Source organism: Pseudomonas sp. MH9.3 (assembly GCF_034354675.1).
Taxonomy (GTDB): domain Bacteria; phylum Pseudomonadota; class Gammaproteobacteria; order Pseudomonadales; family Pseudomonadaceae; genus Aquipseudomonas.
This window is the reverse complement of record NZ_CP133785.1, coordinates 5,570,990-5,594,473: the sequence shown is the minus strand read 5'-3', so window position 1 is coordinate 5,594,473 and position 23,484 is coordinate 5,570,990. Positions and strand designations below refer to the sequence as shown.

Sequence of the window (23,484 nt, the reverse complement as noted above, 5' to 3'; positions counted from 1 at the left end):
AAACTACCTGATACTCCCGCGCAACCCACCCACCACCGCCTGCAAGTGCGCAGGCGTTGCCGACTCGACCGATACCGGCTCGCCCGCCACCAGCACCACCCGCGACCAGATGCGATGAAAGAACCCCTTGTGCGGATCACGGCTGAAAAAGCTGCCCCACAACCCCTGCAACGCCATCGGAATCACCGGCACCGGCGTCTCCTCGAGAATGCGCGTCAGCCCACCGCGAAACTCATTCATCGCGCCGTCAGCGGTCAACTTGCCCTCGGGGAAGATGCACACCAGTTCGCCCTCCTGCAGATACCGCGCAATGCGCGTGAAGGCCTGTTCATAGATCTGGATATCTTCATGCCGCCCGGCAATCGGGATAGCACCCGCGGTGCGGAAGATGAAGTTCAGCACCGGCAGGCGGTAGATCTTGTAATACATCACGAACCGGATCGGCCGACGCACCGCGCCGCCGATCAACAGCGCGTCGACAAACGACACATGGTTGCACACCAGCAAGGCGGCGCCTTCGTCCGGGATCTGTTCGAGGTTGCGATGCTCCACGCGGTACATGGAATGGCTGAGCAGCCAGATCATGAAACGCATGGTGAACTCGGGGACGATCCTGAAGATGTAGGTGTTGACCGCGATATTGAGCAGCGACACCACCAGGAACAATTCGGGGATCGACAGCTTGGCCACGCTCAGCAGCAGGATCGACACGATGGCCGACACCACCATGAACAACGCGTTGAGAATGTTGTTGGCGGCAATCACCCGCGCACGTTCGTTTTCGGCAGTGCGCGACTGGATCAGCGCATACAGCGGCACGATGTAGAAACCGCCGAACACGCCCAGGCCGAGAATATCGAACAGCACCCACCACGCCTGGCCGTAGCCGAGCACCGCCAGCCAGTCGTTGGGCTGGACGTTCTGCGGGAAGCCGCCGGAATGCCACCACAGCAGCAGGCCGAACACCGTCAGGCCGAACGAACCGAACGGCACCAGGCCGATCTCCACCTTACGCCCGGAGAGTTTTTCGCAGAGCATCGAGCCCAGCGCGATGCCCACCGAGAACACCGTGAGGATCAGCGTCACCACGGTTTCGTCGCCGTACAGCCACTCCTTGGCGTAGGCCGGGATCTGCGTGAGGTAGATTGCCCCGACAAACCAGAACCATGAGTTACCGACGATCGAGCGCGACACCGCCGGCGTCTGCCCAAGCCCCATGCGCAAGGTGGCCCACGACTGGGTGAAAATGTTCCAGTCCAGGCGCAACTGCGGGGTGGACGCCGCCGCCCGTGGAATGCTGCGGCTGGCCAGATAGCCCAGCACCGCCACGCCAACAATCGCGGTGGCCACCAACGGTGCGTAATGGGCGGATGACATCATGATGCCCGCACCAATGGTGCCGGCGAGGATGGCGAGGAAGGTGCCCATCTCCACCAGACCGTTGCCGCCCACCAGTTCATCGTCGTGCAGGGCCTGGGGCATGATCGAATACTTCACCGGGCCGAACAGCGCCGAGTGCGTGCCCATGGCGAACAGCGCCAGCAGCATCAATTCAAGGTGGTTGATCAGAAAGCCAGTGGCGCCCACGGTCATGATCACGATTTCGCCGATCTTGATCGCGCGGATCAACGCGTCCTTGTTGAATTTCTCGCCAAACTGCCCGGCCAGTGCCGAGAACAGGAAGAACGGCAGGATAAACAGCAAGGCGCAGAGGTTGACCCAGATCGAGCGATCACCGTCGAGGGTCAGCTTGTAGAGAATCGCCAGGATCAGCGATTGCTTGAAGATGTTGTCGTTGAATGCGCCCAGCAACTGGGTGATGAAAAACGGCAGGAAACGCCGGGTGCGCAGCAAGGTAAATTGCGAGGGGTGGCTCATCGTCCGTGTTCCTGCGTGGCCTGTTATCGAGTCAGGCCACGACTTTACCTAACTCTGCCTACTTATTCGCTAACCCTGCAATGCAAGGTGAAACAAAAAGCTCACCTTTATAGGCGCCCTGCACGGTACGCCTGGCCACGATCAGCCACATCAGCGCCAACGCCACCACCAGTGCGCTGCCAAATACGCTGAAGAAGCCCAAGTGCAGCAGATTCGCCAACTTCAACGTTGCCAGCGCATACACCCCCAATGGAAAGGTAAAGCCCCACCAGCCGAGGTTGAACGGAATACCGGCGCGCAGGTAACGCAGGGTGATCAACACGGCAATCAGCATCCACCACAAACCGAAGCCCCACAGCGTGATGCCCGCCACCAGGCCCAGGCCGTTGGCCATCTCGCCGACCCCGGGCAAGCCGTTGGCAGCAAAAATTGCTGGCGCGTCGCCACCCAGCAGCAACATGCCCAGGGCGCCGGTGCCGATGGGTCCAAGCGCCAGCCAGCTCGAGGCGGCCATGTTCGCGTGTGGCAATTTGTGCAGGGCCATGCGCAGCATCAGGATGGTCAGGATGCTGAACGCCACCGGCAGGGAAAACGCCCACAATACATAGCTGGTCACCAGCATCACCCACTGCGAATGCGCATCCGCCAGGTGCGGCGCCAGCAGCCCACCGCTCGCCGCCGCGACTTCAGCAGCGACCACCGGCAACAGCCAGACGGCGGTCATCTGGTCGATGCTGTGCTCCTGGCGGGTGAACATCATGAATGGGATCAATACGCCGCAGGCCAGGGCCATCGCCACATCGAGCCACCAGATGACTTCGGCCACCGCGATCACATCGCCGCCCCAGCGCGGCAGGCCGAACACCAGCAGGCCGTTGAGAATGGTCGCCAGGCCCATGGGGATCGTGCCGAAGAACATCGACACCGTGGAGTGCCCGAAAATGCGCCGCGCCTCGTTGAAAAACATCACCCAGCGCGCGGCATACAACACGCTGAACAGGATGAACAGGCCGCTGGTGAACAGCCATAACCCTTCACCCAGCATGCGCAGCGCGGGCAGGTTGACCGGCAATTGGGCCAGGGCCAGCGCGAGCACGCCGGTGCCCATGGTGGCGGCGAACCAGTTGGGGGTGAACTGGCGAATCACTTCCCGGGGTCGGGTCAGGTGGCTGAACGGCTTGTAGCTGATGGTATTCGGGCAGGTCATGCTGGCGATCCTCTTCCTCGTATGAGGTGGAGGCCATCATAGAAGCTGAGCGAATATCTATATAACGGGTAATATCTCTAACTGTTATCTGTTTTACCAATATGCACCGACTGCCGGCTCTGCCACATCAGCGCAGCCAGGGCACCCAACGCCAGCAGGATCAGCACCGCGCCATAACCGTCGGTGGTCGCGATCAAGCCAAAACGTCGAATCAGGTTGCCCGCCAATAACGACGGCAAACAGAACGCCAGGTAACTCAGCACATAAAATGCCGACATCAAGCCCGCCCGCTCATGGGGCAAGGCCAGCGGTACCACACTGCGCAAGGCGCCCAGAAAGCCTGCGCCAAAGCCGCTGCCGGCGATCAGGGTGGCGATGAAAAACAGCGGCAGGCTGGCGCTATGCACCGCCGTAAGGATCAGGGCCACGCCGATGGCCAGCAACCCGGCGCCGAGGCGCAGCACCTTGTCCGCGGGTCGATTGCGCAGGGTGAGGATCATCAGCGCGCCACTCAAGGTCAGCACCGCCACCAGGCCGCCACCGATCAGGTTGGACGTCGAGCCGGTGGCCGCCCGCACCAGCGACGGCGCCAGGGAGAGGTAGAACCCGCCCATCGCCCACACCGCCACATCCACCGGCAACGACAGCCACAACGCCCGGCGTGCCTGAGGCGGCACATGCAGGGTCGGACGCAACGAGGCCAATGCACCCGGAATACGGCTCACGCTTTCCGGCAGACGCCACACATACACGGCCTGCAATACCATCAGCAGCAACAATGTGCAGTAGATCAACTGGGTCGGCAGCGGCGCGAACTCCACCAGCAAACTGCTGCCCATCGCCCCACACGCCATGCCCAGCAACGGCGCCACACTGTTGACCAACGGGCCCTGCTGGCGGTCGCTGTCGAGCAGCGCCGCGCCCAACACCGCGGTGGCCATGCCGGTGGCAAACCCTTGCAGGGTGCGCGCAGCAATCAGCCAGGCCACACTGCCTTCATTGATAAACAGCAACATCGCCAGCATATTCAGGACCAGCGCGGCAAAAATCACCGGCTTGCGTCCGAGGTAGTCCGACAACGAACCCACGGTCAGCAACGCTGCCAGCAGGCTCATGGCGTACACCCCGAAAATCAGCGTGAGCATGCCCGCCGAAAAATGCAGACCTTCCTGATAGAGGTGATACAGCGGCGTCGGCGCACTGGAAGCGGCCAGGAACGTCAGCAAGGTGATCGCGAGGAACACCAGGCTGGGACGATGAGAGGTGGGACTGGACATGGGCACGCTCCGCTAAAGCTAATATTTTGCTTTTGCGGAGTGTGCTACCGGCTGGCTCTTAAAGCAAATTCTTTGTGTTAAGGTCGCAACCATGGCGATAAAAGAAGGCCTCCGCCCGGGGGGCCGTAGTGCCCGGGTACAAGAATCCGTTCATTCGGCGGCGCGTGAACTGCTGGAAACCCATGAGCGTTCCAGTGTTACGGTGCCGATGATCGCCGCACGTGCAGGTGTCACGCCCTCGACCATCTACCGGCGTTGGGGTGACCTTGGTGTGTTGCTCGCGGATGTGGCCCTGGCCCGCATGCGCCCGGACAGTGAGCCGGCCAACACCGGCAGCCTGCGCGGCGATGTGCAGGCCTGGGCCGAGCAGTATCTGGATGAGATGAGCTCCGAGCCAGGGCGCAACATGATGCGCGACCTGCAATGCAGCGTGACCCCGGGCTGCTGCGTGAGCATCCTCAGCGGGCAGCTTCAAGTGATTGTCGATCGCTATCCCGACAGCAACCCACCGAGCGTGGCCCACTTGATCAATCTGATCGCGGCGCCGACGGTATTTCGAATTCTGTTTTCAACGGCGCCGCTCACCGTGCAAGAGCTGCACGCCCTGATCGAGCTGGCATTGAAAAAGTAGAGGCCCTACCCAAATCCAAATGTGGGAGGGGGCTTGCCCCTTCCCACATTTTTGGCCTGGTTAAGGTCAGCAGTTATGTACGCATCCCGCGCCCGCTCACCAGCAACCGTGCACAGCCGAAGTACAAGACAATAGTGGCAACGATCATGAAGGTGATCGCCACGCTGATCCTGATATCCGACACACCCAGAATGCCGTAGCGGAAAGCATTGACCATATGCAACACCGGGTTGGCCAGCGACACGGTCTGCCAGAATGGCGGCAGCAGGGTAATGGAGTAGAACACCCCGCCCAGGTAGGTCAGCGGCGTGAGCACGAAGGTCGGGATGATGGAGATATCATCGAAATTGCGTGCAAACACCGCGTTGATAAACCCCAGCAGCGAAAAGATCGTCGCCGTCAGCACCACCACCAGAATGGTGACGCCCAGATGGTGCACCTGCAGGTGAGTGAAGAACAGCGACAGCAGGGTCACGATCACGCCGACCATCAAGCCGCGCAGAACGCCGCCTGCGGTGTAGCCGATCAGGATGGTGTGCGGCGAAACCGGCGACACCATCAGCTCTTCGATGGAGCGCTGGAATTTGCTGCCGAAGAAGCTGGAGACCACGTTGCCGTAGGAGTTGGTGATCACCGACATCATGATCAGGCCCGGCACGATGTACTCCATGTAGGTGAAACCACCCATGTCACCGATCTGCCGACCGATCAGGTTACCGAAGATCACGAAGTACAGGACCATGGTGATCGCCGGCGGCAGCAGCGTCTGCGGCCAGATCCGGGTGAAGCGCTTCACTTCGCGATAGACGATGGTTTGCAGCGCGACGAGGTTGGGTTGCAGTTCGGAACTCATACCGCCACCTTCGCCAGATTTTTCTCCACCAGGGACACGAACAACTCCTCAAGGCGATTGGTTTTATTACGCAGGCTCAGCACTTCGATGTTCTGGGTCGCCAACTGCGTGAACAGCGCGGTGATGCCCATGGCCTTGTCCACCTGGACTTCCAGGGTGCGACTGTCCACCAGGCGGCTCGGGTAGCCCAGCAACTGCGGCGGCGCCGACAACGGGTTTTTCAGGTCGAGCAGGAACGTTTCCACGTGCAGTTGACCCAGCAGATTACGCATGCTGGTGTTCTCGACGATGGTGCCGTGGTCGATGATGCCGATGTTGCGGCACAGTTGCTCGGCCTCTTCCAGATAGTGAGTGGTGAGGATGATGGTGATGCCCTTCTCGTTCAACTCGGTGAGGAAGGTCCACATGGAGCGGCGCAGTTCGATGTCAACGCCGGCAGTGGGCTCATCGAGGATCAGCAGGCGCGGCTCATGCACCAGTGCGCGGGCGATCATCAGACGGCGTTTCATGCCGCCGGACAGCGAGCGTGACGGCACGTCACGTTTGTCCCAAAGGCCCAGTTGGGTCAGGTACTGCTCGGCGCGCTCCTTGGCGACTTTCGACGGGATGCCGTAGTAACCGGCCTGGGTCACAACGATGTCGAAGGTTTTTTCGAACTGGTTGAAGTTGAATTCCTGGGGCACCACGCCAATGGAGCGCTTGAGCGCCGCCGGGGATTTGTCCAGGTCGTGACCGAAGATGTTCACCGTGCCGCTGGTCTTGTTGACCAGGGTGGAGAGAATACCGATGGTGGTGGATTTGCCGGCACCGTTGGGGCCGAGCAAGGCGAAGAAATCACCTTCGGCAACGTCCAGATCGATACCACTCAAGGCCTGGAAACCGTTGCCGTAGGTTTTGGTTAGCTGCCGGATGGACAGAGCGGAACTCATATCGGAATACGCACCAAAAGAAGGGAATGGAAAGGGTAGATGAAGGCGCACCGCAGGTAGTTCAACCGGGGTGCATGGCGGGCATGGTGAGTGCCCGCGTCACACAAGTACAGTCAAGCGCATTAATAGTGGGTATTAAGTCAACGCAGTCATCACTGCCTTGCGGAAGGCCGGGCGCTGTTGCAGGCGCTGGTACCAGGCCTCCAGGTGCGGCATGGCGGGGCGCTCGATGGGCATTTCGAACCAGGCGTAGATGAAGCAGCCGAGGGGAATATCGCCCATGCCGAACGCGTTGCCGGACAGATAAGGTTGCCCGGCGAGCGCTTGCTCAACGGTGTGGAGCGCATCGATACAGGCCTCGCGCCCGGCATTGATGCTGTCCGGGTTTCGTTTTTCCGGCGCAGTGCGCACGATGCCCCAGAACACCGCTTTGAACGGATCGGCCAGGGTCGAGGTGGTCCAGTCCATCCATTTTTCCGCGTTGGCGCGGGCTTGCAGGTCAGCCGGGTAAAATTCCGACGCGTGTTTGGCGCAGAGGTAGCGCACGATGGTGTTGGATTCCCACAGCACAAAGTCGCCGTCTTCGATCATCGGCACCCGGCCGTTGGGGTTCAATGCCCGGTATTGCGGCGTGTCGACGACCCCGAATGCCCCGCCTGCATCAATCGCCTCGTAGTCCAGGCCGAGCTCCTCGGCGCACCACAGTGCTTTCCTGACGTTTGACGAATTTTTACGACCCCAGATCTTCAGCATGACCGCTCCCTGATTGGGTGAATGGACAACATGTTGTAATAGAACCGCAGCATACGACGCCTGGGTCGCAAAACGGTACTGCATGACTGCCAGGTCAGATAAATCCGCACGAGTTCCGCTACGTTTTCATACGAACTCCCCCCGCACCGGACGGTCACTACCCAGTAAGCGACTGGAACTGTCTTGAACACGTGGTAACACCTTGATCACCGCGCTTGCTCGCATGCCGACTAAGCTCCCTGGTGGTTCGCCCCTGGTTTCACGGAGGATTGAATATGCTGTTGTTGTGGATACTGGTGCTGGTGGTCGGCATTGCCTACCTGGCACACCGCCGCGTTGCCCCGCTGCCCGCCCTGGGCGTGGTTGCCGTTTACCTGCTGGCGATGGGCGCCTGGAGCCACGCACCGGGTTGGCTGCTGCTGATCTTCTGGGTGTTGATCGCTCTGGTGGCCGCGCCCCTGCTGCTGCCCGACCTGCGCCGGCAATACTTCACGAAGCCGCTATTCAGCTGGTTCCAGAAAGTTTTGCCGCCGATGTCCGAAACCGAGCGTGACGCCATCGACGCCGGCACGGTGTGGTGGGACGGCGAACTGTTCAGCGGCCGCCCCGACTGGGACAAGTTGCTGGCCTACCCCAAGGTAAAACTGACCGAAGAAGAACAGGCGTTTATCGACGGCCCCACCGAAGAACTCTGCGCCATGGTCAGCGACTGGGAAATCGGCCAGGCCATGGACCTGCCGCCCGCCGCCTGGGAGCACATCAAGACCCACGGTTTCTTCGCGCTGATCATTCCCAAGGAGTACGGCGGCAAGGGCTTTTCCGCCTACGCCCACTCCCAGGTGGCGATGAAGCTCGCCACCCGCAGCGGCGACCTCGCGTCCACGGTGATGGTGCCCAACTCCCTGGGCCCGGCCGAACTGCTGCTGCACTACGGCACTGACGAACAACGCAACCACTACCTGCCGCGCCTGGCGCGCGGCGATGACATCCCGTGCTTCGCCCTCACCGGCCCGCTGGCCGGCTCCGATGCGGGCGCCATGCCCGACACCGGGGTGATCTGCAAAGGTGAATGGGAGGGCAAGGAGACCCTCGGCCTGCGCCTGAACTGGGAGAAACGCTACATTACCCTCGGCCCGGTGGCGACCCTGCTGGGCCTGGCCTTCAAGGCCCATGACCCGGATCACCTGCTGGGCGAGGAAGAAGACCTCGGCATCAGCCTCGCGCTGATTCCCACCGACACCCCGGGCGTGGAGATCGGCCGTCGCCACCTGCCACTGGGCGCTGCGTTCATGAACGGGCCCAACTCGGGCAAGGACGTGTTCATTCCCCTGGAATACCTCATCGGTGGTCAGGAGATGCTCGGCAAGGGCTGGATGATGCTGATGAACTGCCTGTCGGTGGGCCGCTCGATCTCATTGCCGGCCGTCGGCACCGGTGCCGCCAAGTTCACCAGTCTGGTCACTGGCCAGTACGCCCAGGTGCGCGAACAGTTCAATGTACCGCTGTCGGCATTCGAAGGTATTCAGGAGTCCCTGGCACGTATCGGCGGTAACGCCTGGCTGATGGACAGCGCGCGGATGCTCACCGCCAACGCCGTCGACCTGGGGGAAAAGCCCTCGGTGCTGTCGGCGATCCTCAAGTACCACCTGACCGAACGTGGCCGCGAGTGCATCACCCACGCCATGGACGTGCACGGCGGCAAGGGCATCATCATGGGCCCGAACAACTACCTGGGCCGCAGCTGGCAGGGCGCGCCGATTTTCATCACGGTGGAAGGCGCCAACATCCTCTCGCGCAACCTGATGATCTTCGGCCAAGGCGCGATTCGCTGCCACCCGTTCGTGCTCAAGGAAATGGCGCTGGCCGGGCGTGAAGACCGTGACCAGGCCCTCAAGGAGTTCGACGGCCTGCTGATGCAGCACATCGGTTTTGCCGTCAGCAACGCCGCCAGCACCCTGGTCCTGAACCTGGGCCTTGGCCACTTCGAGAAAGCCCCGGGCAACCGCCTGAGCCAGGGTTATTTCCGCGCCTTGAACCGGCAGGCGGCGGCCTTCGCATTGCTTGCCGACTTGAGCATGATGCTGCTCGGTGGCGAGCTCAAACGCCGCGAACGCCTGTCGGCGCGCCTGGGCGATGTGCTGAGCCATATGTACCTGGCCTCGGCGGCGCTCAAGCGTTACCACGACCTGGATTCACCGGATCACCTGGAGCCCTTGTTTGCCTGGGCCATGGAAGAAAGCCTCGGCGAGTCGGAGCGTGCGCTGGATGAACTGCTGAGCAACTTCCCGAACAAGGTGCTGGGCTGCCTGTTGCGAGTGATCGTGTTCCCGTTCGGACGGCGCCACACCGGGCCATCCGATGCACTGGATGCCGAAGTGGCAGCAGTGATTGGCCGCGCCAAGGGCGACCCGACGCTTGAAGAGCTTCTTGCAGGCTGCTACCGCCCGCAATCGGCGCAGGATCCAGTCGGCGCCCTGCAGCATGCCTACGACCTGCTAGGCGCCAGCCATCCGCTGCAAAAGAAGCTGCACAGCGCGTTGAAAAGTGGCCAGGTCAAACCGACTGCCGGCGAACACGCCATCGACGCCGCCCTGCAAGCGGGCGTGCTGCAACCGGCCGAAGCGCAGACCCTGCGTGACGCCGAAGCGGCGCGACGCAAGGTGATCGACGTGGATGATTTCAGCAAGGAAGAGCTGACCCAGGCTGAAGGCAAGGTCCGCTGATACCCGCGGTCATATAATTACGGGCGCTTGAGCTATATACTCTCGCGCCCGTTTTTGCTTTAGAGGACTTATCGCGTGTCCAACGTCGTTGCCGATCATCTCGTCTTGCTCGACCACCTGCGCAGCATCCTGGTTGCCGTTGGCGAAGCCGAACAAGTGCCCGAGGAAAGCCACACCCTGTTTCTGGAGCGCTTCGACGAACTGCGCGCCCTGCTGCCGATCGACCCGATCGAAAGCCAGTACCTGGGCCAGGACCTCATGAGCCAGGTCATCCTGCGCTACCCGCAAATCGCCCACCTCGTGCCACGCGACCTGCTGTGGTTCTTCGGCGGCGACTGTCTGCACTTCATGCCCGACGAAGAACTGGACCTGTACCAGGCGCTGGAAGAACGCCGTCATGAAGCCGAGCTGAATGATGAACCGTTCGACTGGAACCAGGAAAAGCAGCTGCTGGCCATGCCGGACGACCAGAGCAAGCACTGATTGTCGCAAGCTTGATAAACCCGATGTGGGAGCAAAAACCTCCCGCACTTTTGAGCGCACGCTGCGCCTGAGTGATGGTAATGTGTGAAAATGTTTCTGACAGATCGGTCAGAAACGTCTCCAGTACCTGCAAAGGAATGCGACTCTCCATGCACTTTCCACTCAAGCAACTGGCCGTAGCGACCCTCCTGGCCGCCAGCCTGTCGAGCGTCACCCCCTCCGCTTTTGCCAACATCACTCCCGAGCAAAGTGCCGCGATCCTGAAAAATTTCAGCGAAACGCCGTCCACTGATTTCCGCAGTTTCCTCGCTGCTCTGCATAAAGATGACCTGGGCAAGACTATTGACACAGGTCCGGCGATCAACGCGTTTCTCGACAACAAAACCCTCACCGCCGACCAACAAAACGAAATCCACCGCCTGCTCGGCATTTACACCCGTGCGAAATACGGCAAGGCCGCTCTCGAAACCCTGCGCGAGCTGGTAGAGATTCCAACCTTCAACGTCGACGGTCTGCCGCAGTACAAAAACCCCGAATTTCTCAAGATCGCCGACAGGATCCAGACGCTGGCCAAGTCGTTCAACCTCACCTTCCGCAACGTTGACAACCGGGTGTACGAGATCTCCCTGGAAGGCAGTGGCGATGAGCTGGTGGGCATCCATGCCCACGCCGATGTGGTCCCGGTGACGCCGGAGAATTGGGTGCTCAAGGACGGCACCCGGCTTGACCCGTTCAAGGTCACGCTGATCGGTGACCGCCTGTACGGTCGTGGTACCGAGGATGACAAGAACGGCATCGTGGTGGCGATGTACGCGATGAAAGTGATCAAGGAAGAAAAACTGCCGCTGGCGCGCACCTTCAAGTTGCTGGTGGACACCACTGAAGAAACCGCCGGAGATGCCATCCCCTACTACTTCGCGCGTAACCCGGTGCCGCAATACAACCTGGCACTGGACGGCGGCTACCCGGTGGTGATTGCCGAGAAAGGCTCGGGCACCGTCATGGCCACGTTCCCGGTGCGCAAGGGCGAAGGCAGCGGCGCAGAAATCATCTCCATGACCGGCGGCAAGGCCACCAACCAGATTCCGTCAGCGTCGGTGGCCACGCTGATCAGCGATAAACCTGCAGAACTGGCCGCCGCCCTGCAGCAGGCCGGCACTCAATACGCCGAGCGCAACGGCGGTGATTTCCAAGTGAGCGCCAAGGTCGACGGCAAGGACGTCAAGCTCACCGTCACGGGCGTGTCTGCCCATTCCTCGGCGCCGCAATCCGGGGTCAATCCGGTGGCGCGCATGCTGGAGTTGATCCACAGCGTCGACGGCAAGATCGCGCTCAAGCACAACCACATCACCGACGCCGCGCGGTACGCAGCCGACAACTGGGGCCTGGATTACCTGGGTGGCAAGCTGGGGGTGGGCTTTTCCGATGCGTTCATGGGGCCGCTGACCACCTCGCTGACCTTCGTCAGCCAGGACGACAAGGCTTTCAAGCTGGCGGTGAATCTGCGCGCGCCGAAAGGCAAATCACCGGAAGCGCTCAAGGCGCAGATCGAGCAGAAGTTGAACGCCTGGAACGCGCATGCCAAGGTCAACGTGAGTTTCACCTGCTCGCTCAACACGCCGATGTACCGCAACCCCGAAGGTGAATGGGTGAAGGCCCTGCTGGCGGTGTCCACCGAAAACCTCGGCATGGCGCACACGTTCGGCACCTCTGCCGGCGCCACGTCCGTGCACGATCTGCCCAATGGTGTGCAATTTGGTCTGGCGCGCCCGGAAACCAAGTACACCGGGCACACCGACGGCGAATTCAAGACCGTCGAGCAGTTCCTGCTGGACCTGCAGATCGTGACTGAAATGATGGGCCGCATAGGTCAGTTGCCAAAACTCTGACAAATAAAAACGCCGATCAATCCTGATCGGCGTTTTTGTCAGCGACGTAGTGTGCCCCCCTCACCCGCCCGCGCCCACGAACGGCAGCGCCAGATACAGCTTGATCACCACCGCGTTGGTGATGTCGATGAAAAACGCGCCCACCATCGGCACTACCAGAAAGGCGATCTGCGAGGGCCCGAAGCGTTGAGTCACGGCCTGCATATTGGCAATCGCAGTGGGCGTGGCGCCCAGGCCGAACCCGCAGTGCCCCGCCGCCAATACCGCCGCATCGTAATTGCTGCCCATCACGCGGAAGGTCACGAATATCGCGAACAGCGCCATCAACAGCGCCTGAGCCGCCAGCAGAATCACAATCGGCAAGGCCAGGGCAGCCAGGTCCCACAGCTTGAGTGACATCAAGGCAATCGCCAGGAACAACGACAGGCTGACATTGCCCAGCAGCGACACCTCACGTTCGAACACCTGGTGCCAACCCAGCGCCGACAGGCCGTTGCGCAACACCACGCCCACGAACAGCACACAGACAAAGGTTGGCAACTCGAACGCCGTGCTCTGGATCAACCCGCTGAGGAAAGTACCCACCTGCAGGCTTATCGCCAACAGCGCCAGGGTCTCGATAAACGAGGACGAGGTAATCATGCGTTCGCGATGGGGTTGTTCAAAGCCCTTGGGCAGGCGCGGCAACGCCTGCTCGACGCCAGGCACCTGGACCCGCTTGATCAGCAGTCTCGCCACCGGCCCACCGATCAAGCCGCCCAGTACCAGGCCAAAGGTCGCCGACGCCATCGCCAGCTCGGAGGCCGAGGCCACGCCGTACTTGTCGCTGAACACCGCGCTCCAGGCCGCACCTGTGCCGTGTCCACCGGACAGGGTGATGGAGCCGGCCAGCAAACCCATCAGTGGGTCGAGCCCGAGCACCTTGGCCAGCGCGATGCCCATGGCATTTTGCAGCACCAGCAGGCCCGTCACCACCAACAGGAAAATGCCGAGTATGCGCCCACCTGTCTTCAGGCTGGCGAAGTCCGCATTCAGGCCAATGGTGGCGAAAAACGCCAGCATCAAAGGCGCTTGCAGCGATGCATCGAAGCGAACTTCAACACCCGCCATTAAACGCAACACCACCAATAGCGCGGCCACCAGTAACCCGCCGGCCACCGGCTCGGGAATGCTGTAGGTGCGTAAAAAACCGATGCGAGCCACCAGCCAGCGCCCCAGCAATAGCACCAGGGAGGCAGCGACCAGAGTCGAATAAAAGTCGAGTTGAAACATCCGGGCAGTTCTCTGAAGTGAACGGGGAGAATGGGGCGGTCAGAGTAGACACACAGCCCCCCGGGCACAGCTACCCGAAGCGAAGTACAGAACGTTCTTACGCACTTCACAAAAAACCCTACACGCAGGGTAAGTTTTTCGCTTTCCAGCCCACCCAAGCAGAGGTTGGTATGCATGGGATCAAAAAACGCACAAACAAAAACGCCGATCATCTCTGATCGGCGTTTTCGTTGAATATGGAGCGGGAAACGAGACTCGAACTCGCGACCCCGACCTTGGCAAGGTCGTGCTCTACCAACTGAGCTATTCCCGCAAATGGCGTCCCCTAGGGGACTCGAACCCCTGTTACCGCCGTGAAAGGGCGGTGTCCTAGGCCACTAGACGAAGGGGACACGCTACTGAAACACATGGTGTGTATTTCAGTGCCCAGAGGCCGCATCCGAAGACGTGGTCCTGGTTTCACTCAGTGCCGCCCGAGAGCAACACTGCTTAAAAACTGGAGCGGGAAACGAGACTCGAACTCGCGACCCCGACCTTGGCAAGGTCGTGCTCTACCAACTGAGCTATTCCCGCATATGGCGTCCCCTAGGGGACTCGAACCCCTGTTACCGCCGTGAAAGGGCGGTGTCCTAGGCCACTAGACGAAGGGGACACACGTACAACATTCACTCCCTACCGCGTTTCGCTGTGTGCTTTACGCTGTAAGTGGCGCGCATTCTATGGATGGATTGAAAGGTCGTCAACCCCCAAGGATAAATTTATTTAAATCAATGACTTCCCCCGTGTTTACGCGCCTGCACGGGCGTTGCGCCGCCCCGCAACCCGGCGCCTATATTCTGGCGCCCGACAAGGCGCTATAGTTCGCTCCAACAGATGATGGCAATGTGCGCCCATTCATCGAGCGCTATACCTATATAGAAGAAGGTACCTGGGCAACTGGTCGAACAGTCCTATCCGCCGGACGGCCCAGTCACTACACTCCACAGCAAACCCCTATTAAGAGGTCACGCCGGTGACACCACTCATGATCACCCTGCTGGTAGTAGTCGGGATCGTAATATTGATCGCCATTGGCTACATGAACCACGTGGTGGAAAACAACAAGCTGGAAAAGAAACGCACTGAGATCGAACTCAACGACCGGTTGCGTCGCTGCGGCGAAATCACCGAGACCTTCCCCGGCCAGTTGATGACCCCGGCGCTCAAGCTGTTGCTCACCCGCCTGGAGCTCAACGTCAACCAGCGCCTGCTCAACCTCAACAGGTCCAGCGCGGCACTCAAGGCGCGGATCAGCGAACTCGATGCACTGATCGCCCAGGGCGAATCAATCCCGGTCGCCAACCCGCCCGCGCCGATCCAGACCGAAGCCAAGGCCAAGGACGTGCGCTTCCTCCTCGAAGCCTTGCACGGCCAAGTCACCCGAGCAGCTCAGGATGGGTTCCTGCCGGCCAACGAAGCCAAGCACTGGATCCGCGAAATTCGTCACCTCCTGGTGCTGCTGCATATCGAGTTCTTCAACAACCTCGGCCAGCACGCATTGCTGCAAGGCCAACCCGGCCAGGCACGCCTGGCCTTCGAGCGCGGCGTGCAATACCTGCGCAAACAACCGGAACCGGCGCTCTACAGCACCCAACTGAAAATGCTCGAATCCCAACTGGCCCGCGCCAACTCCACCGTCCTGACCAACAGCCAGCCCGCCGAAGACGAAGTCAACGAACTGACCGAAGGCCTGAAAGTCGACGACGCCGATGCAGCGTGGAAGAAGAAGGCAATCTACGACTGATCCGCTATTGATCTTGATCTCAGGCGCCCGTCAACCACGCTGGCCGAACGCAGGCTTGAATCCGTGGCTAAGCGCGGTGCCGAGAGGTGGGGCAAGAGCCTTTGGCTACTTTTGCCTGGGCCGGCATTCCGGCGCTTTCCAAAAGTGACCTGCCGTAAGGGCGGAACCAATTTCCGCCGTTACCGCAGCAACGGATATACACACAATAGGCCGCCATCGGCAGCAAGCCCCCTCCCACATTCGACCGAGCCCCACAAAATCTCCCCGTAAAAGCCCGCGCAGTGCCATCACTTTGCACCTATCCCCCCGCCCCCGACTAGCGTAAAAAAGTCCCCTAACTCCCGCCAGCCCGAGGCCCCCACATGCCTGTCGCCATAATTGATGGACAACCCCTCCACTACCTCGACCAGGGTGCCGGCCCAGTCGTCCTGCTGGGCTCAAGCTACCTCTGGGACTACACCATGTGGGCACCCCAGATCGAAGCCCTGTCGCAGCAATATCGCGTCATCGTCCCCGAACTATGGGGCCACGGCGAATCAGGCACGCTGCCCCCGCAAACCCAGTCCCTCGACGACCTGGCTCGCCAGACCCTGGCCCTGCTGGACCAGCTGGAAATCTCCCAGGTCAACCTCGTCGGCCTGTCGGTCGGCGGCATGTGGGGCGCACGCCTCGCATTGCGGGCCCCGGAGCGCATCAATAGCGTGGTGCTGATGGACACCTACCTCGGTGCCGAACCGGAAGCCACCCGCCAGTACTATTTCTCATTGTTCAAGATGATCGAAGACGCCGGCGCCATTCCCGAGCCATTGCTGGATGTGGTCGCGCCGATCTTCTTTCGTGCCGATATCGACCGCGAATCCGCGCTCTACCAGGGTTTTCGCAGCGCCTTGCAGGCTTTCCCCAGAGAGCGCCTGGTACACAGCATCGTGCCCCTGGGCCGCCTGATCTTCAGCCGTGACGACATCCTGCAACAGCTGCCGCGCCTGGATGCAGATACCACGCTGGTGATGTGCGGCGAGCAAGACAAACCGCGCCCACCGGCCGAGTCCGCCGAAATGGCCGAGCTGATCGGCTGCGCCCTGACGCTGATCCCCGATGCCGGGCATATTTCGAGTCGGGAGAACCCGGATTTCGTCAATGAAGCGCTGCTGACGTTCCTCGCCAACCACGCCTGACTGCCCTCCCTCTTTAATCGCCGTGCTGCGCGGCGATCAAAGGCGGAAGTGCCCTACCATGCCCTTGAGTTCGGCCCCCAACTGCGCCAGCTGGATGCTCGACGCAGCGTTGCCCTGCATGCTCAATGCCGACTGATCGGCACTCGCCCGGATGCTGGTGACGCTGCGGTTGATCTCTTCGGCCACCGAGCTTTGCTCCTCGGCGGCAGCGGCAATCTGCTGGTTCATCTGCTGGATCAAGGACACGGCCGTCGCGATACTGCCCAGGGCACTTTCGGTTTCCAGCGCGTCACTCACCGCCAGCTTCACCAGTTCGCCACTCTGCTGGATCTGCTGCACCGACGACTGCGCCGCATTGCGCAGGGTACTCACCAGCCGCTCGATTTCTTCCGTCGATTGCTGGGTCCGTTTGGCCAACGCTCGCACCTCGTCGGCCACCACCGCAAAACCCCGCCCCTGCTCACCGGCGCGGGCGGCTTCGATGGCTGCGTTCAGGGCCAGCAGGTTGGTCTGCTCGGCCACGCTCTTGATCACGCTCAGAACCGTGCCGATGTGCTGGATCTCGGCACTGAGGCTTTCGATACTGGCGCTGGCACTGGTGCTGGAGGTGGCGAGCAATTCAATGCGCTGCAGACTCAGGCGTACCACCTGCTGGCCGCTGTCGACCTTCTCATCCGCGGTCTGCGCGGCTTGCGCAGCCTCTTCGGCATTGCGCGCCACGTCGTGCACGGTGGCGGTCATCTGGTTCATCGCCGTGGCGACCTGCTCGGTTTCTTCCTTCTGGCTGCTGACTTCGATGTTGGTCTGTTCGGTAACGCTGGACAACGACTGCGCCGAACTGGCCAATTGCTCGATGCCGGCTTGTAGCCCGCTGACCATCTGGCTCAGGCCATTACCCATCTGCTGCATCGCCTGCATCAACTGGCCGATTTCATCGCGGCGGCTGACCTCCATGCGGCCAGTCAGGTCGCCGGCCGCAATCTGTCTGGCCACTGCGATCACGCTGCGCAGCGGCGCGACGATCAAACGGGTAATCAGCCACGCTGCCATCAGCCCCACCAGCAATGCCAGCGCAGACGAGCCGATGATCAGCAGCGTGCTTTTGACCAACTGCGCCTGCATCGACTGGTCTTCGGCGTCATACGCCTGGTTGACCCGGCTGACCACCTGATCGGCGCGCTCATGCAATTGTTTGTAGACCCCTTTTTCCTGGGCCAGCAGGTCGGTGTATTCACCGAGCTTTTCGCTGAACGCGGCGATATGCCCGGAGACCTCATTGAGTACAGTCTGATAGCCGGCGTCCTTGACCGACGTTTTCAACTGCTCGACCTGGGCCAGCGCCTGCTCGGCCTGTTCGATCTTGCCCTGCTCGGCGTCCTCGGCATCCGCGCGGCGGCTCTGGTCCAAACGCAGCCGGGCTTCGTTCATCGCCTGCAGCATCAAGCGCGATACCTGACTGATCTGCCCCGCCTGCTGAATCAGCTCGGCGCCTTCGCGGCCCTGACTCTCCTTGAGGCCTTCGGCGCCATCGTCCGCCAGGCCCGACTGCAACACGTCGAGGTTATTGGCCACGCTGGACACCGACCAACTGGCCATTTCCAGCGCCAGGTCCTTGGTCTGGGTCAGTTCGACAAACTCGTCGAATGCCTTGCGGTAGGCGCCGAGGGCCTGCTCGACATCGGTCATCACCGGCCCATTGGCCGCCGACTGCACCTTGAGACTGGCCGCCAGCGCGGCCAGTGCATCGACACGTTCATGCAGGGCATCCACCGCTTTGGGGTCGGCGTGCAGCGCGTAGTCCTGCTCGATCAAACGCACCTTGAGCAAGCCGTCGTTGAGTGACGACATACGCTTGAGCCCATCGAAACGCTGGCCAACGGTGTGCAGGGACCACACGCCAATCGCAGCCACCAGCGCCGTCAGCAGCAATACCAGCGCAAAACCCAAGCCCAGCTTCTTCGCCATACCGAGGTTGGCGAAACGTCGTTGCACGCCCGAAATCATTGCACTTGCCCCTCCAGCAATGGCGGATGCCACACGCCCGGTTTATCAGCAGCGAGATTGGCAACCACAGGGCCCTGAACACAAGTCATTGACGCCACAATAATGGCAAAAAGCTACGTACTGGTCGTTTTCAGAATGGTCGAGGTCGATCTGGCCGGCCCCATCGCGCGGAATAACGCCAGCGCGCGCTGATCACCCGCATGGGCCACATTGATGCGCAGCCAATCGCTGGACTCACCCGCCGGATTGAACAGCGCGCCTGGCGTCAACAGCACACCCAACTGCCGGGCGCAGGCCTGCACCCGCGAGGGGTCGCCCAACCCTGGCCGCGCCCATAAAAACATGCCGCCAGCGGGCACGGTGAACACTTGCCATTCCTCGTCTTCCAGCACTTGCAGGGTGGCGGCCATCTGCGCGTTCAAGCGCTTGCGCAAGCGTTGCGCCCACTTTCGGTAAGTGCCGTTGGCCAGCAACGTCGTCACGACGGCTTCGGCGAAACGCGAGGTGCCGATGCCCGTCAGCGTCTTGAGGTGAGCCAGTTGCGCAATGAGCGAGGCGCCCGCGCTCAGATAGCCCACGCGCAAGGCGCTGCTCAGGGTCTTGGAAAAGCTCGATACATAGATGACGCGATCAGCATGGGGCAGTGCCGCCAGCCGTGTGCAACTGGCATGTTGCAGGTCACCGTAGACGTCCTCCTCGATAATCAGGAAGTCGTTGCGGCGCGCAAGTGCCAGCAAGCGCTCGGCCACATCGCGGCTCAGGCTGGACCCGGTGGGGTTGTGATAGAGGCTGCTGGTGAACAGGCACTTGGGCCGATGACGTTGCAGCAGCGCTTCCAGCGCAGGAATATCCGGGCCGGAACAGGTGCGGGGTACCTCCAGCCGCGTGACGCCGTGAAACGCCAATTGACGGTAAAGGTTGCCATAGCCCGGCGTCTCGACCACCACCGCATCCCCGGCCTTGAGCAGCGTACGGATGAGCAGGTCCTGGGCATGGCTGGCACCGTGGGTGGTGAGAATGCACTCCAGGTTGCTGCTCACCTGAATCTGGTTCAGGCGCTTGAGCAATTGCTCACGCAACGCCGGCAACCCCAGGGGCGTGCTGTAGTTGAACAGGCCGGCGGTATCGGTACGGCTGACTTCGCGGATCGCATAACTGAGGTCATCACTTTCGCGCCAGTCGTCCGGCAACCAGCCGCAGCCCAGTTTCAGCTCCCCCAGGGGGCTGTCGGTGAAGGCCCCCCACTCGCGTTCCGCACCTTCATGCCACGCAGGTTCGTAAAATACCGGCGGCGGTGCCACCACAAACCCGGAGCCTTTGCTGGAGGCCAGCAGCCCCTGAGCCACCAGCCGCTCAAGCGCCTCGACCACGTTGGACTGGCTGAGCAGGTTATCGAGGGCCAATTGCCGAATGGAGGGCAGACGCGTGCCGGGGCTGACTCCATTACTGCGGATCCACTCGGCCACCGCGCTGACGATTTGCTGCACCACCGGTACAAGGGCTTGTCGATCGATCCCTAAATCCATGAGCCACTCACTTGAACTGTCAGTTATTCAACCCGAGCAGTTAAGCACAGAAGCCTCTTCAGGCCCTTTTTGAATTCTTATTAAAGTATTGATTTTATTGAATTATTTACCTGATGACACACATTCGAAGCGGCGTTCGTCCGTTCTGGAAACGCCCCACAACCACCCCCGGCGTTTTCGAATGGCCGGCGGGATCACGTCCTAGATCGCCGTCGCGCCACCGTCCACCGCCAAGGCCTGCCCCGTGGTAAAGGCCGCGCCATCACTGCACAGGTACAACACGGCGCTGGCAATTTCCTCGACCTTGCCGATGCGCCCCACCGGGTGCATGGCTGCGGCAAACTCGGCTTTGCGTGGGTCGGCTTCCCACGCACGGCGGAACATGTCGGTGTCGATCACCGCCGGGCACACCGCGTTGACGCGGATTTTCTTTTTCGCGTACTCAATCGCCGCCGACTTCGTCAGGCCGATCACCGCATGCTTGGAGGCCGCATAAATGCTCATCTTCGGCGCAGCGCCCAGCCCGGCCACCGACGCGGTATTGACGATCGCCCCGCCGCCCTGGGCCAGCAGCAGCGGCAACTGGTGCTTCATGCACAGCCACACGCCCTTGACGTTGACCCCCATGATGGCATCGAACTCGTCCAGGCTACCGTCCGCCAGCTTGCCTTTCTCGATTTCGATGCCGGCATTATTGAACGCGTAATCCAGCCGGCCATAGGCGGCGATGGTGCGCGCCATCAACTGCTGCACATCCTCTTCGAGGGTAACGTTGCAGCGCACAAACACCGCTTCACCACCGGCCTGACGAATCAGCGTGACCGTACCCTCGCCGCCCGCCACATCCAGATCAGCGACCACCACCTGCAAACCCTCGGCGGCAAACGCCAGCGCGGTGGCGCGGCCGATACCGGCGGCGGCGCCGGTCACCAGGGCGACCTGGCCGGAAAATGTCATGCTCATGGCAAAGATCCTGTGGGAGAGATAACTGTAGGCCGAGTCTAGCCAAGGCCAGACCTGGCGCGTCAGCATTATCAAAAGCCCGGTTGTGGCTGCATGGATCGCAGTGATAAGTGCACCGGCAGCACTATCATTCCGGTCTATCGGCGAGCATTCGCACGTCGGGCAAACACTTGCATTCACGCCACCGCAGGTCTATCACTCGGGGTTCATTTCTCAAGAGTCCCTGCCATGACTGACCAGACCAACCGCCAGTTCCTGCTCGCCAAACGCCCGGTCGGCGCGGCCACGCGTGACACCTTCACCTATCAGGAAGTCCCGGTGGGGACGCCTGGCGACGGGCAGGTGCTGGTACACAACGAATACCTGTCCCTGGACCCGGCGATGCGTGGCTGGATGAACGAGGGCAAGTCCTACATTCCGCCGGTCGGCCTTGGTGAAGTGATGCGCGCGTTGGGCGTGGGCAAGGTGATTGCCTCGAACAACCCGACATTTGCCGTCGGCGATTACGTGAACGGCGCGCTGGGTGTGCAGGACTACTTCGTCGGCGAGCCACGTGGCTTCTATAAGGTCGATCCGACCCTGGCACCATTGCCGCGCTACCTGTCGGCCCTGGGCATGACCGGCATGACCGCTTACTTCGCGCTGCTGGACACCGGCGCGCCGAAGGCCGGCGAAACCGTGGTGATCTCGGGCGCCGCCGGCGCAGTAGGCAGCATTGCCGGGCAGATCGCCAAGCTCAAGGGCTGCCGTGTGGTCGGCATCGCCGGTGGCGCCGACAAGTGCAGGTTCCTGGTGGATGAGCTGGGTTTCGACGCGGCCATCGATTACAAAAGCGAAGACGTGCCCGCCGCCCTCAAGCGCGAGTGCCCCAAAGGCGTGGACGTGTATTTCGATAACGTCGGCGGCGATATTCTCGATGCCGTCCTCAGCCGTCTGGCGCTGAAAGCGCGGGTGGTGATTTGCGGCGCCATCAGCCAGTACAACAACAAGGAAGCGGTGAAAGGCCCGGCCAACTACCTGTCATTGCTGGTCAATCGCGCGCGCATGGAAGGCTTCGTGGTGATGGACCATGCCGCCAACTTCGCCGCCGCCGGGCAGGAAATGGCCGGTTGGATGGCTCAGGGCAAGCTCAAGAGCAAGGAGGATATCGTCGAGGGGCTGGAGACATTCCCCGAGACGTTGATGAAGCTGTTCAATGGCGAGAACTTCGGCAAGCTGGTGCTCAAGGTCAGCTGAGGCACTCTCTCTGAGACCTGAGTACACCTGTGGGAGGGGGCTTGCGCCCGATAGCGGTGGATCAGTCGATGCCTGTGTCGACTGTCACACTGCAATCGGGAGCAAGCCCCCTCCCACATTTTTTCTGTGCTTGCCTTGAGTATCAGGCGATTTCAGCGACGACCGCTGCCAGCGCCTTGGCCGGATCGGCGGCCTGGCTGATCGGACGGCCGATTACCAGGTAGTCCGAGCCCGCGTCCAGGGCCTGGCGCGGGGTGAGGATGCGCCGCTGGTCGTCTTGCGCGCTGCCCGCCGGACGAATCCCTGGCGTCACCAATTGCAGTGACGGGTGCGCCGTCTTCAGCGCCTGGGCTTCCAGGGCCGAACAGACCAAACCGTCGAGCCCGGCTTTTTGCGCCAGGGCCGCCAGGCGCAACACTTGCTCCTGGGGCTCGATATCCAGGCCGATGCCGGCCAGGTCTTCACGCTCCATGCTGGTGAGGACGGTCACGCCGATCAACAGCGGTTTGGCGCCGCTGCGCTGTTCCAGCACTTCACGGCAGGCGCTCATCATGCGCAGACCGCCGGAGCAGTGCACATTGACCATCCACACGCCCATCTCGGCCGCCGCCTTGACCGCCATGGCGGTGGTGTTGGGAATGTCGTGGAATTTAAGGTCGAGGAACACCTCGAAACCCTTGTCGCACAGGGTACCGACGATGTCTGCCGCACAACTGGTGAACAGTTCCTTGCCGACCTTGACCCGGCAAAGCCTGGGGTCCAACTGGTCGGCCAGCTGCAGTGCGGCTTCACGGGTAGGGTAATCCAGGGCGACGATGATAGGCGTCTGGCAGACGGACATTGGCATGGGCTCTCAGGCAAGTCGAAATCGGCGCGGATTGTAGCGCAAGCGGCGCCGTTGC

The 23,484-nt window shown here is 61.4% G+C and carries 18 protein-coding genes, 4 tRNA genes and 1 pseudogene; 7 read left to right on the top strand and 16 right to left on the bottom strand.

Annotation, left to right across the window (positions count from 1 at the left end):
• Nucleotides 1-3 precede the first annotated feature (3 nt).
• The 3 genes from RHM60_RS25065 to RHM60_RS25055 form a co-directional block, all read right to left on the bottom strand.
• Nucleotides 4-1,878 (bottom strand): MFS transporter, encoded by a 1,875-nt coding sequence (locus tag RHM60_RS25065; protein WP_209980698.1) that lies wholly within the window; start codon nt 1,876-1,878, stop codon nt 4-6.
• A 58-nt stretch (nt 1,879-1,936) separates the two neighbouring features.
• A complete protein-coding gene (locus tag RHM60_RS25060; protein WP_322213162.1) occupies nt 1,937-3,085 on the bottom strand; it encodes a TDT family transporter in 1,149 nt (382 codons plus the stop codon).
• 77 nt (nt 3,086-3,162) lie between these two features.
• Nucleotides 3,163-4,362, bottom strand: coding sequence for an MFS transporter (locus tag RHM60_RS25055; RefSeq protein WP_322213161.1), 1,200 nt, complete (start codon nt 4,360-4,362; stop codon nt 3,163-3,165).
• A gap of 91 nt (nt 4,363-4,453) precedes the next feature.
• Between RHM60_RS25055 and RHM60_RS25050 the strand changes: the two genes are divergently transcribed.
• A complete protein-coding gene (locus RHM60_RS25050) occupies nt 4,454-4,993 on the top strand; it encodes a TetR/AcrR family transcriptional regulator (protein ID WP_209980692.1) in 540 nt (179 codons plus the stop codon).
• A gap of 73 nt (nt 4,994-5,066) precedes the next feature.
• Here the strand turns inward: RHM60_RS25050 and RHM60_RS25045 are convergent, their stop codons facing one another.
• The 3 genes from RHM60_RS25045 to RHM60_RS25035 all read right to left on the bottom strand — a co-directional run bounded on the left by RHM60_RS25045 (nt 5,067) and on the right by RHM60_RS25035 (nt 7,528).
• Complete coding sequence (locus RHM60_RS25045) at nt 5,067-5,846, bottom strand: ABC transporter permease (RefSeq protein WP_209980690.1); 780 nt, start codon at nt 5,844-5,846, stop codon at nt 5,067-5,069.
• The gene (locus RHM60_RS25040) at nt 5,843-6,775 is read right to left on the bottom strand and encodes an ABC transporter ATP-binding protein (protein WP_057008301.1); all 933 of its coding nucleotides are present in this window, start codon (nt 6,773-6,775) and stop codon (nt 5,843-5,845) included. The genes RHM60_RS25045 and RHM60_RS25040 overlap by 4 nt, the downstream gene beginning before the upstream one ends.
• Before the next feature lie 135 nt (nt 6,776-6,910).
• Nucleotides 6,911-7,528: a glutathione S-transferase family protein gene (locus RHM60_RS25035; RefSeq protein WP_209980688.1), complete on the bottom strand. Its 618-nt coding sequence runs from the start codon at nt 7,526-7,528 to the stop codon at nt 6,911-6,913.
• A 275-nt stretch (nt 7,529-7,803) separates the two neighbouring features.
• Here RHM60_RS25035 and RHM60_RS25030 point away from each other — a divergent pair, with 275 nt between their 5' ends.
• The 3 genes from RHM60_RS25030 (at nt 7,804) to RHM60_RS25020 (ending at nt 12,623) form a co-directional block, all read left to right on the top strand.
• Entirely contained in the window at nt 7,804-10,251 is a 2,448-nt protein-coding gene (locus RHM60_RS25030; RefSeq protein ID WP_209980686.1) for an acyl-CoA dehydrogenase, read from the top strand.
• A 75-nt stretch (nt 10,252-10,326) separates the two neighbouring features.
• Complete coding sequence (locus tag RHM60_RS25025) at nt 10,327-10,734, top strand: PA2817 family protein (RefSeq protein ID WP_003237131.1); 408 nt, start codon at nt 10,327-10,329, stop codon at nt 10,732-10,734.
• A 149-nt stretch (nt 10,735-10,883) separates the two neighbouring features.
• Nucleotides 10,884-12,623 carry a dipeptidase gene (locus tag RHM60_RS25020; RefSeq protein ID WP_322213160.1) on the top strand — a complete coding sequence of 580 codons (1,740 nt, stop codon included), beginning with the start codon at nt 10,884-10,886 and terminating at the stop codon, nt 12,621-12,623.
• A gap of 60 nt (nt 12,624-12,683) precedes the next feature.
• Here the strand turns inward: RHM60_RS25020 and gltS are convergent, their stop codons facing one another.
• The 5 genes from gltS to RHM60_RS24995 form a co-directional block, all read right to left on the bottom strand.
• Nucleotides 12,684-13,895, bottom strand: a complete 1,212-nt coding sequence (gltS, locus tag RHM60_RS25015; RefSeq protein ID WP_322213159.1) for a sodium/glutamate symporter — start codon at nt 13,893-13,895, stop codon at nt 12,684-12,686.
• Nucleotides 13,896-14,132: 237 nt separating this feature from the next.
• Nucleotides 14,133-14,208, bottom strand: a tRNA-Gly gene (locus tag RHM60_RS25010).
• A 3-nt stretch (nt 14,209-14,211) separates the two neighbouring features.
• Nucleotides 14,212-14,287: transfer RNA gene (locus RHM60_RS25005), tRNA-Glu, on the bottom strand.
• A 105-nt stretch (nt 14,288-14,392) separates the two neighbouring features.
• Nucleotides 14,393-14,468, bottom strand: a tRNA-Gly gene (locus tag RHM60_RS25000).
• A 3-nt stretch (nt 14,469-14,471) separates the two neighbouring features.
• Nucleotides 14,472-14,547: transfer RNA gene (locus tag RHM60_RS24995), tRNA-Glu, on the bottom strand.
• Between the two features lie 372 nt (nt 14,548-14,919).
• On the opposite strand from RHM60_RS24995, the gene RHM60_RS24990 reads away from it, so the two are divergent.
• Together RHM60_RS24990 and RHM60_RS24985 are read left to right on the top strand one after the other, a co-directional pair.
• A complete protein-coding gene (locus RHM60_RS24990; protein ID WP_231423310.1) occupies nt 14,920-15,678 on the top strand; it encodes a hypothetical protein in 759 nt (252 codons plus the stop codon).
• A gap of 362 nt (nt 15,679-16,040) precedes the next feature.
• Nucleotides 16,041-16,853, top strand: a complete 813-nt coding sequence (locus tag RHM60_RS24985) for an alpha/beta fold hydrolase (RefSeq protein ID WP_231423312.1) — start codon at nt 16,041-16,043, stop codon at nt 16,851-16,853.
• A gap of 36 nt (nt 16,854-16,889) precedes the next feature.
• Here RHM60_RS24985 and RHM60_RS25770 read toward each other — a convergent pair whose 3' ends face one another.
• The 4 genes and pseudogenes from RHM60_RS25770 to RHM60_RS24970 all read right to left on the bottom strand — a co-directional run bounded on the left by RHM60_RS25770 (nt 16,890) and on the right by RHM60_RS24970 (nt 21,346).
• Complete coding sequence (locus tag RHM60_RS25770) at nt 16,890-17,594, bottom strand: methyl-accepting chemotaxis protein (protein WP_416195192.1); 705 nt, start codon at nt 17,592-17,594, stop codon at nt 16,890-16,892.
• 201 nt (nt 17,595-17,795) lie between these two features.
• A pseudogene (locus RHM60_RS25765) lies at nt 17,796-17,903 on the bottom strand (HAMP domain-containing protein); the annotation flags it as partial.
• Nucleotides 17,904-18,970: 1,067 nt separating this feature from the next.
• The gene (locus RHM60_RS24975) at nt 18,971-20,383 is read right to left on the bottom strand and encodes a PLP-dependent aminotransferase family protein (RefSeq protein WP_231423316.1); all 1,413 of its coding nucleotides are present in this window, start codon (nt 20,381-20,383) and stop codon (nt 18,971-18,973) included.
• A gap of 201 nt (nt 20,384-20,584) precedes the next feature.
• The gene (locus RHM60_RS24970; protein ID WP_322213157.1) at nt 20,585-21,346 is read right to left on the bottom strand and encodes an SDR family oxidoreductase; all 762 of its coding nucleotides are present in this window, start codon (nt 21,344-21,346) and stop codon (nt 20,585-20,587) included.
• Between the two features lie 228 nt (nt 21,347-21,574).
• Between RHM60_RS24970 and RHM60_RS24965 the strand changes: the two genes are divergently transcribed.
• Nucleotides 21,575-22,582: an NADP-dependent oxidoreductase gene (locus tag RHM60_RS24965; RefSeq protein ID WP_322213156.1), complete on the top strand. Its 1,008-nt coding sequence runs from the start codon at nt 21,575-21,577 to the stop codon at nt 22,580-22,582.
• A gap of 142 nt (nt 22,583-22,724) precedes the next feature.
• Here the strand turns inward: RHM60_RS24965 and pyrF are convergent, their stop codons facing one another.
• Nucleotides 22,725-23,423, bottom strand: a complete 699-nt coding sequence (gene pyrF / locus RHM60_RS24960) for an orotidine-5'-phosphate decarboxylase (protein ID WP_231423330.1) — start codon at nt 23,421-23,423, stop codon at nt 22,725-22,727.
• Between the last annotated feature and the right edge of the window lie 61 nt (nt 23,424-23,484).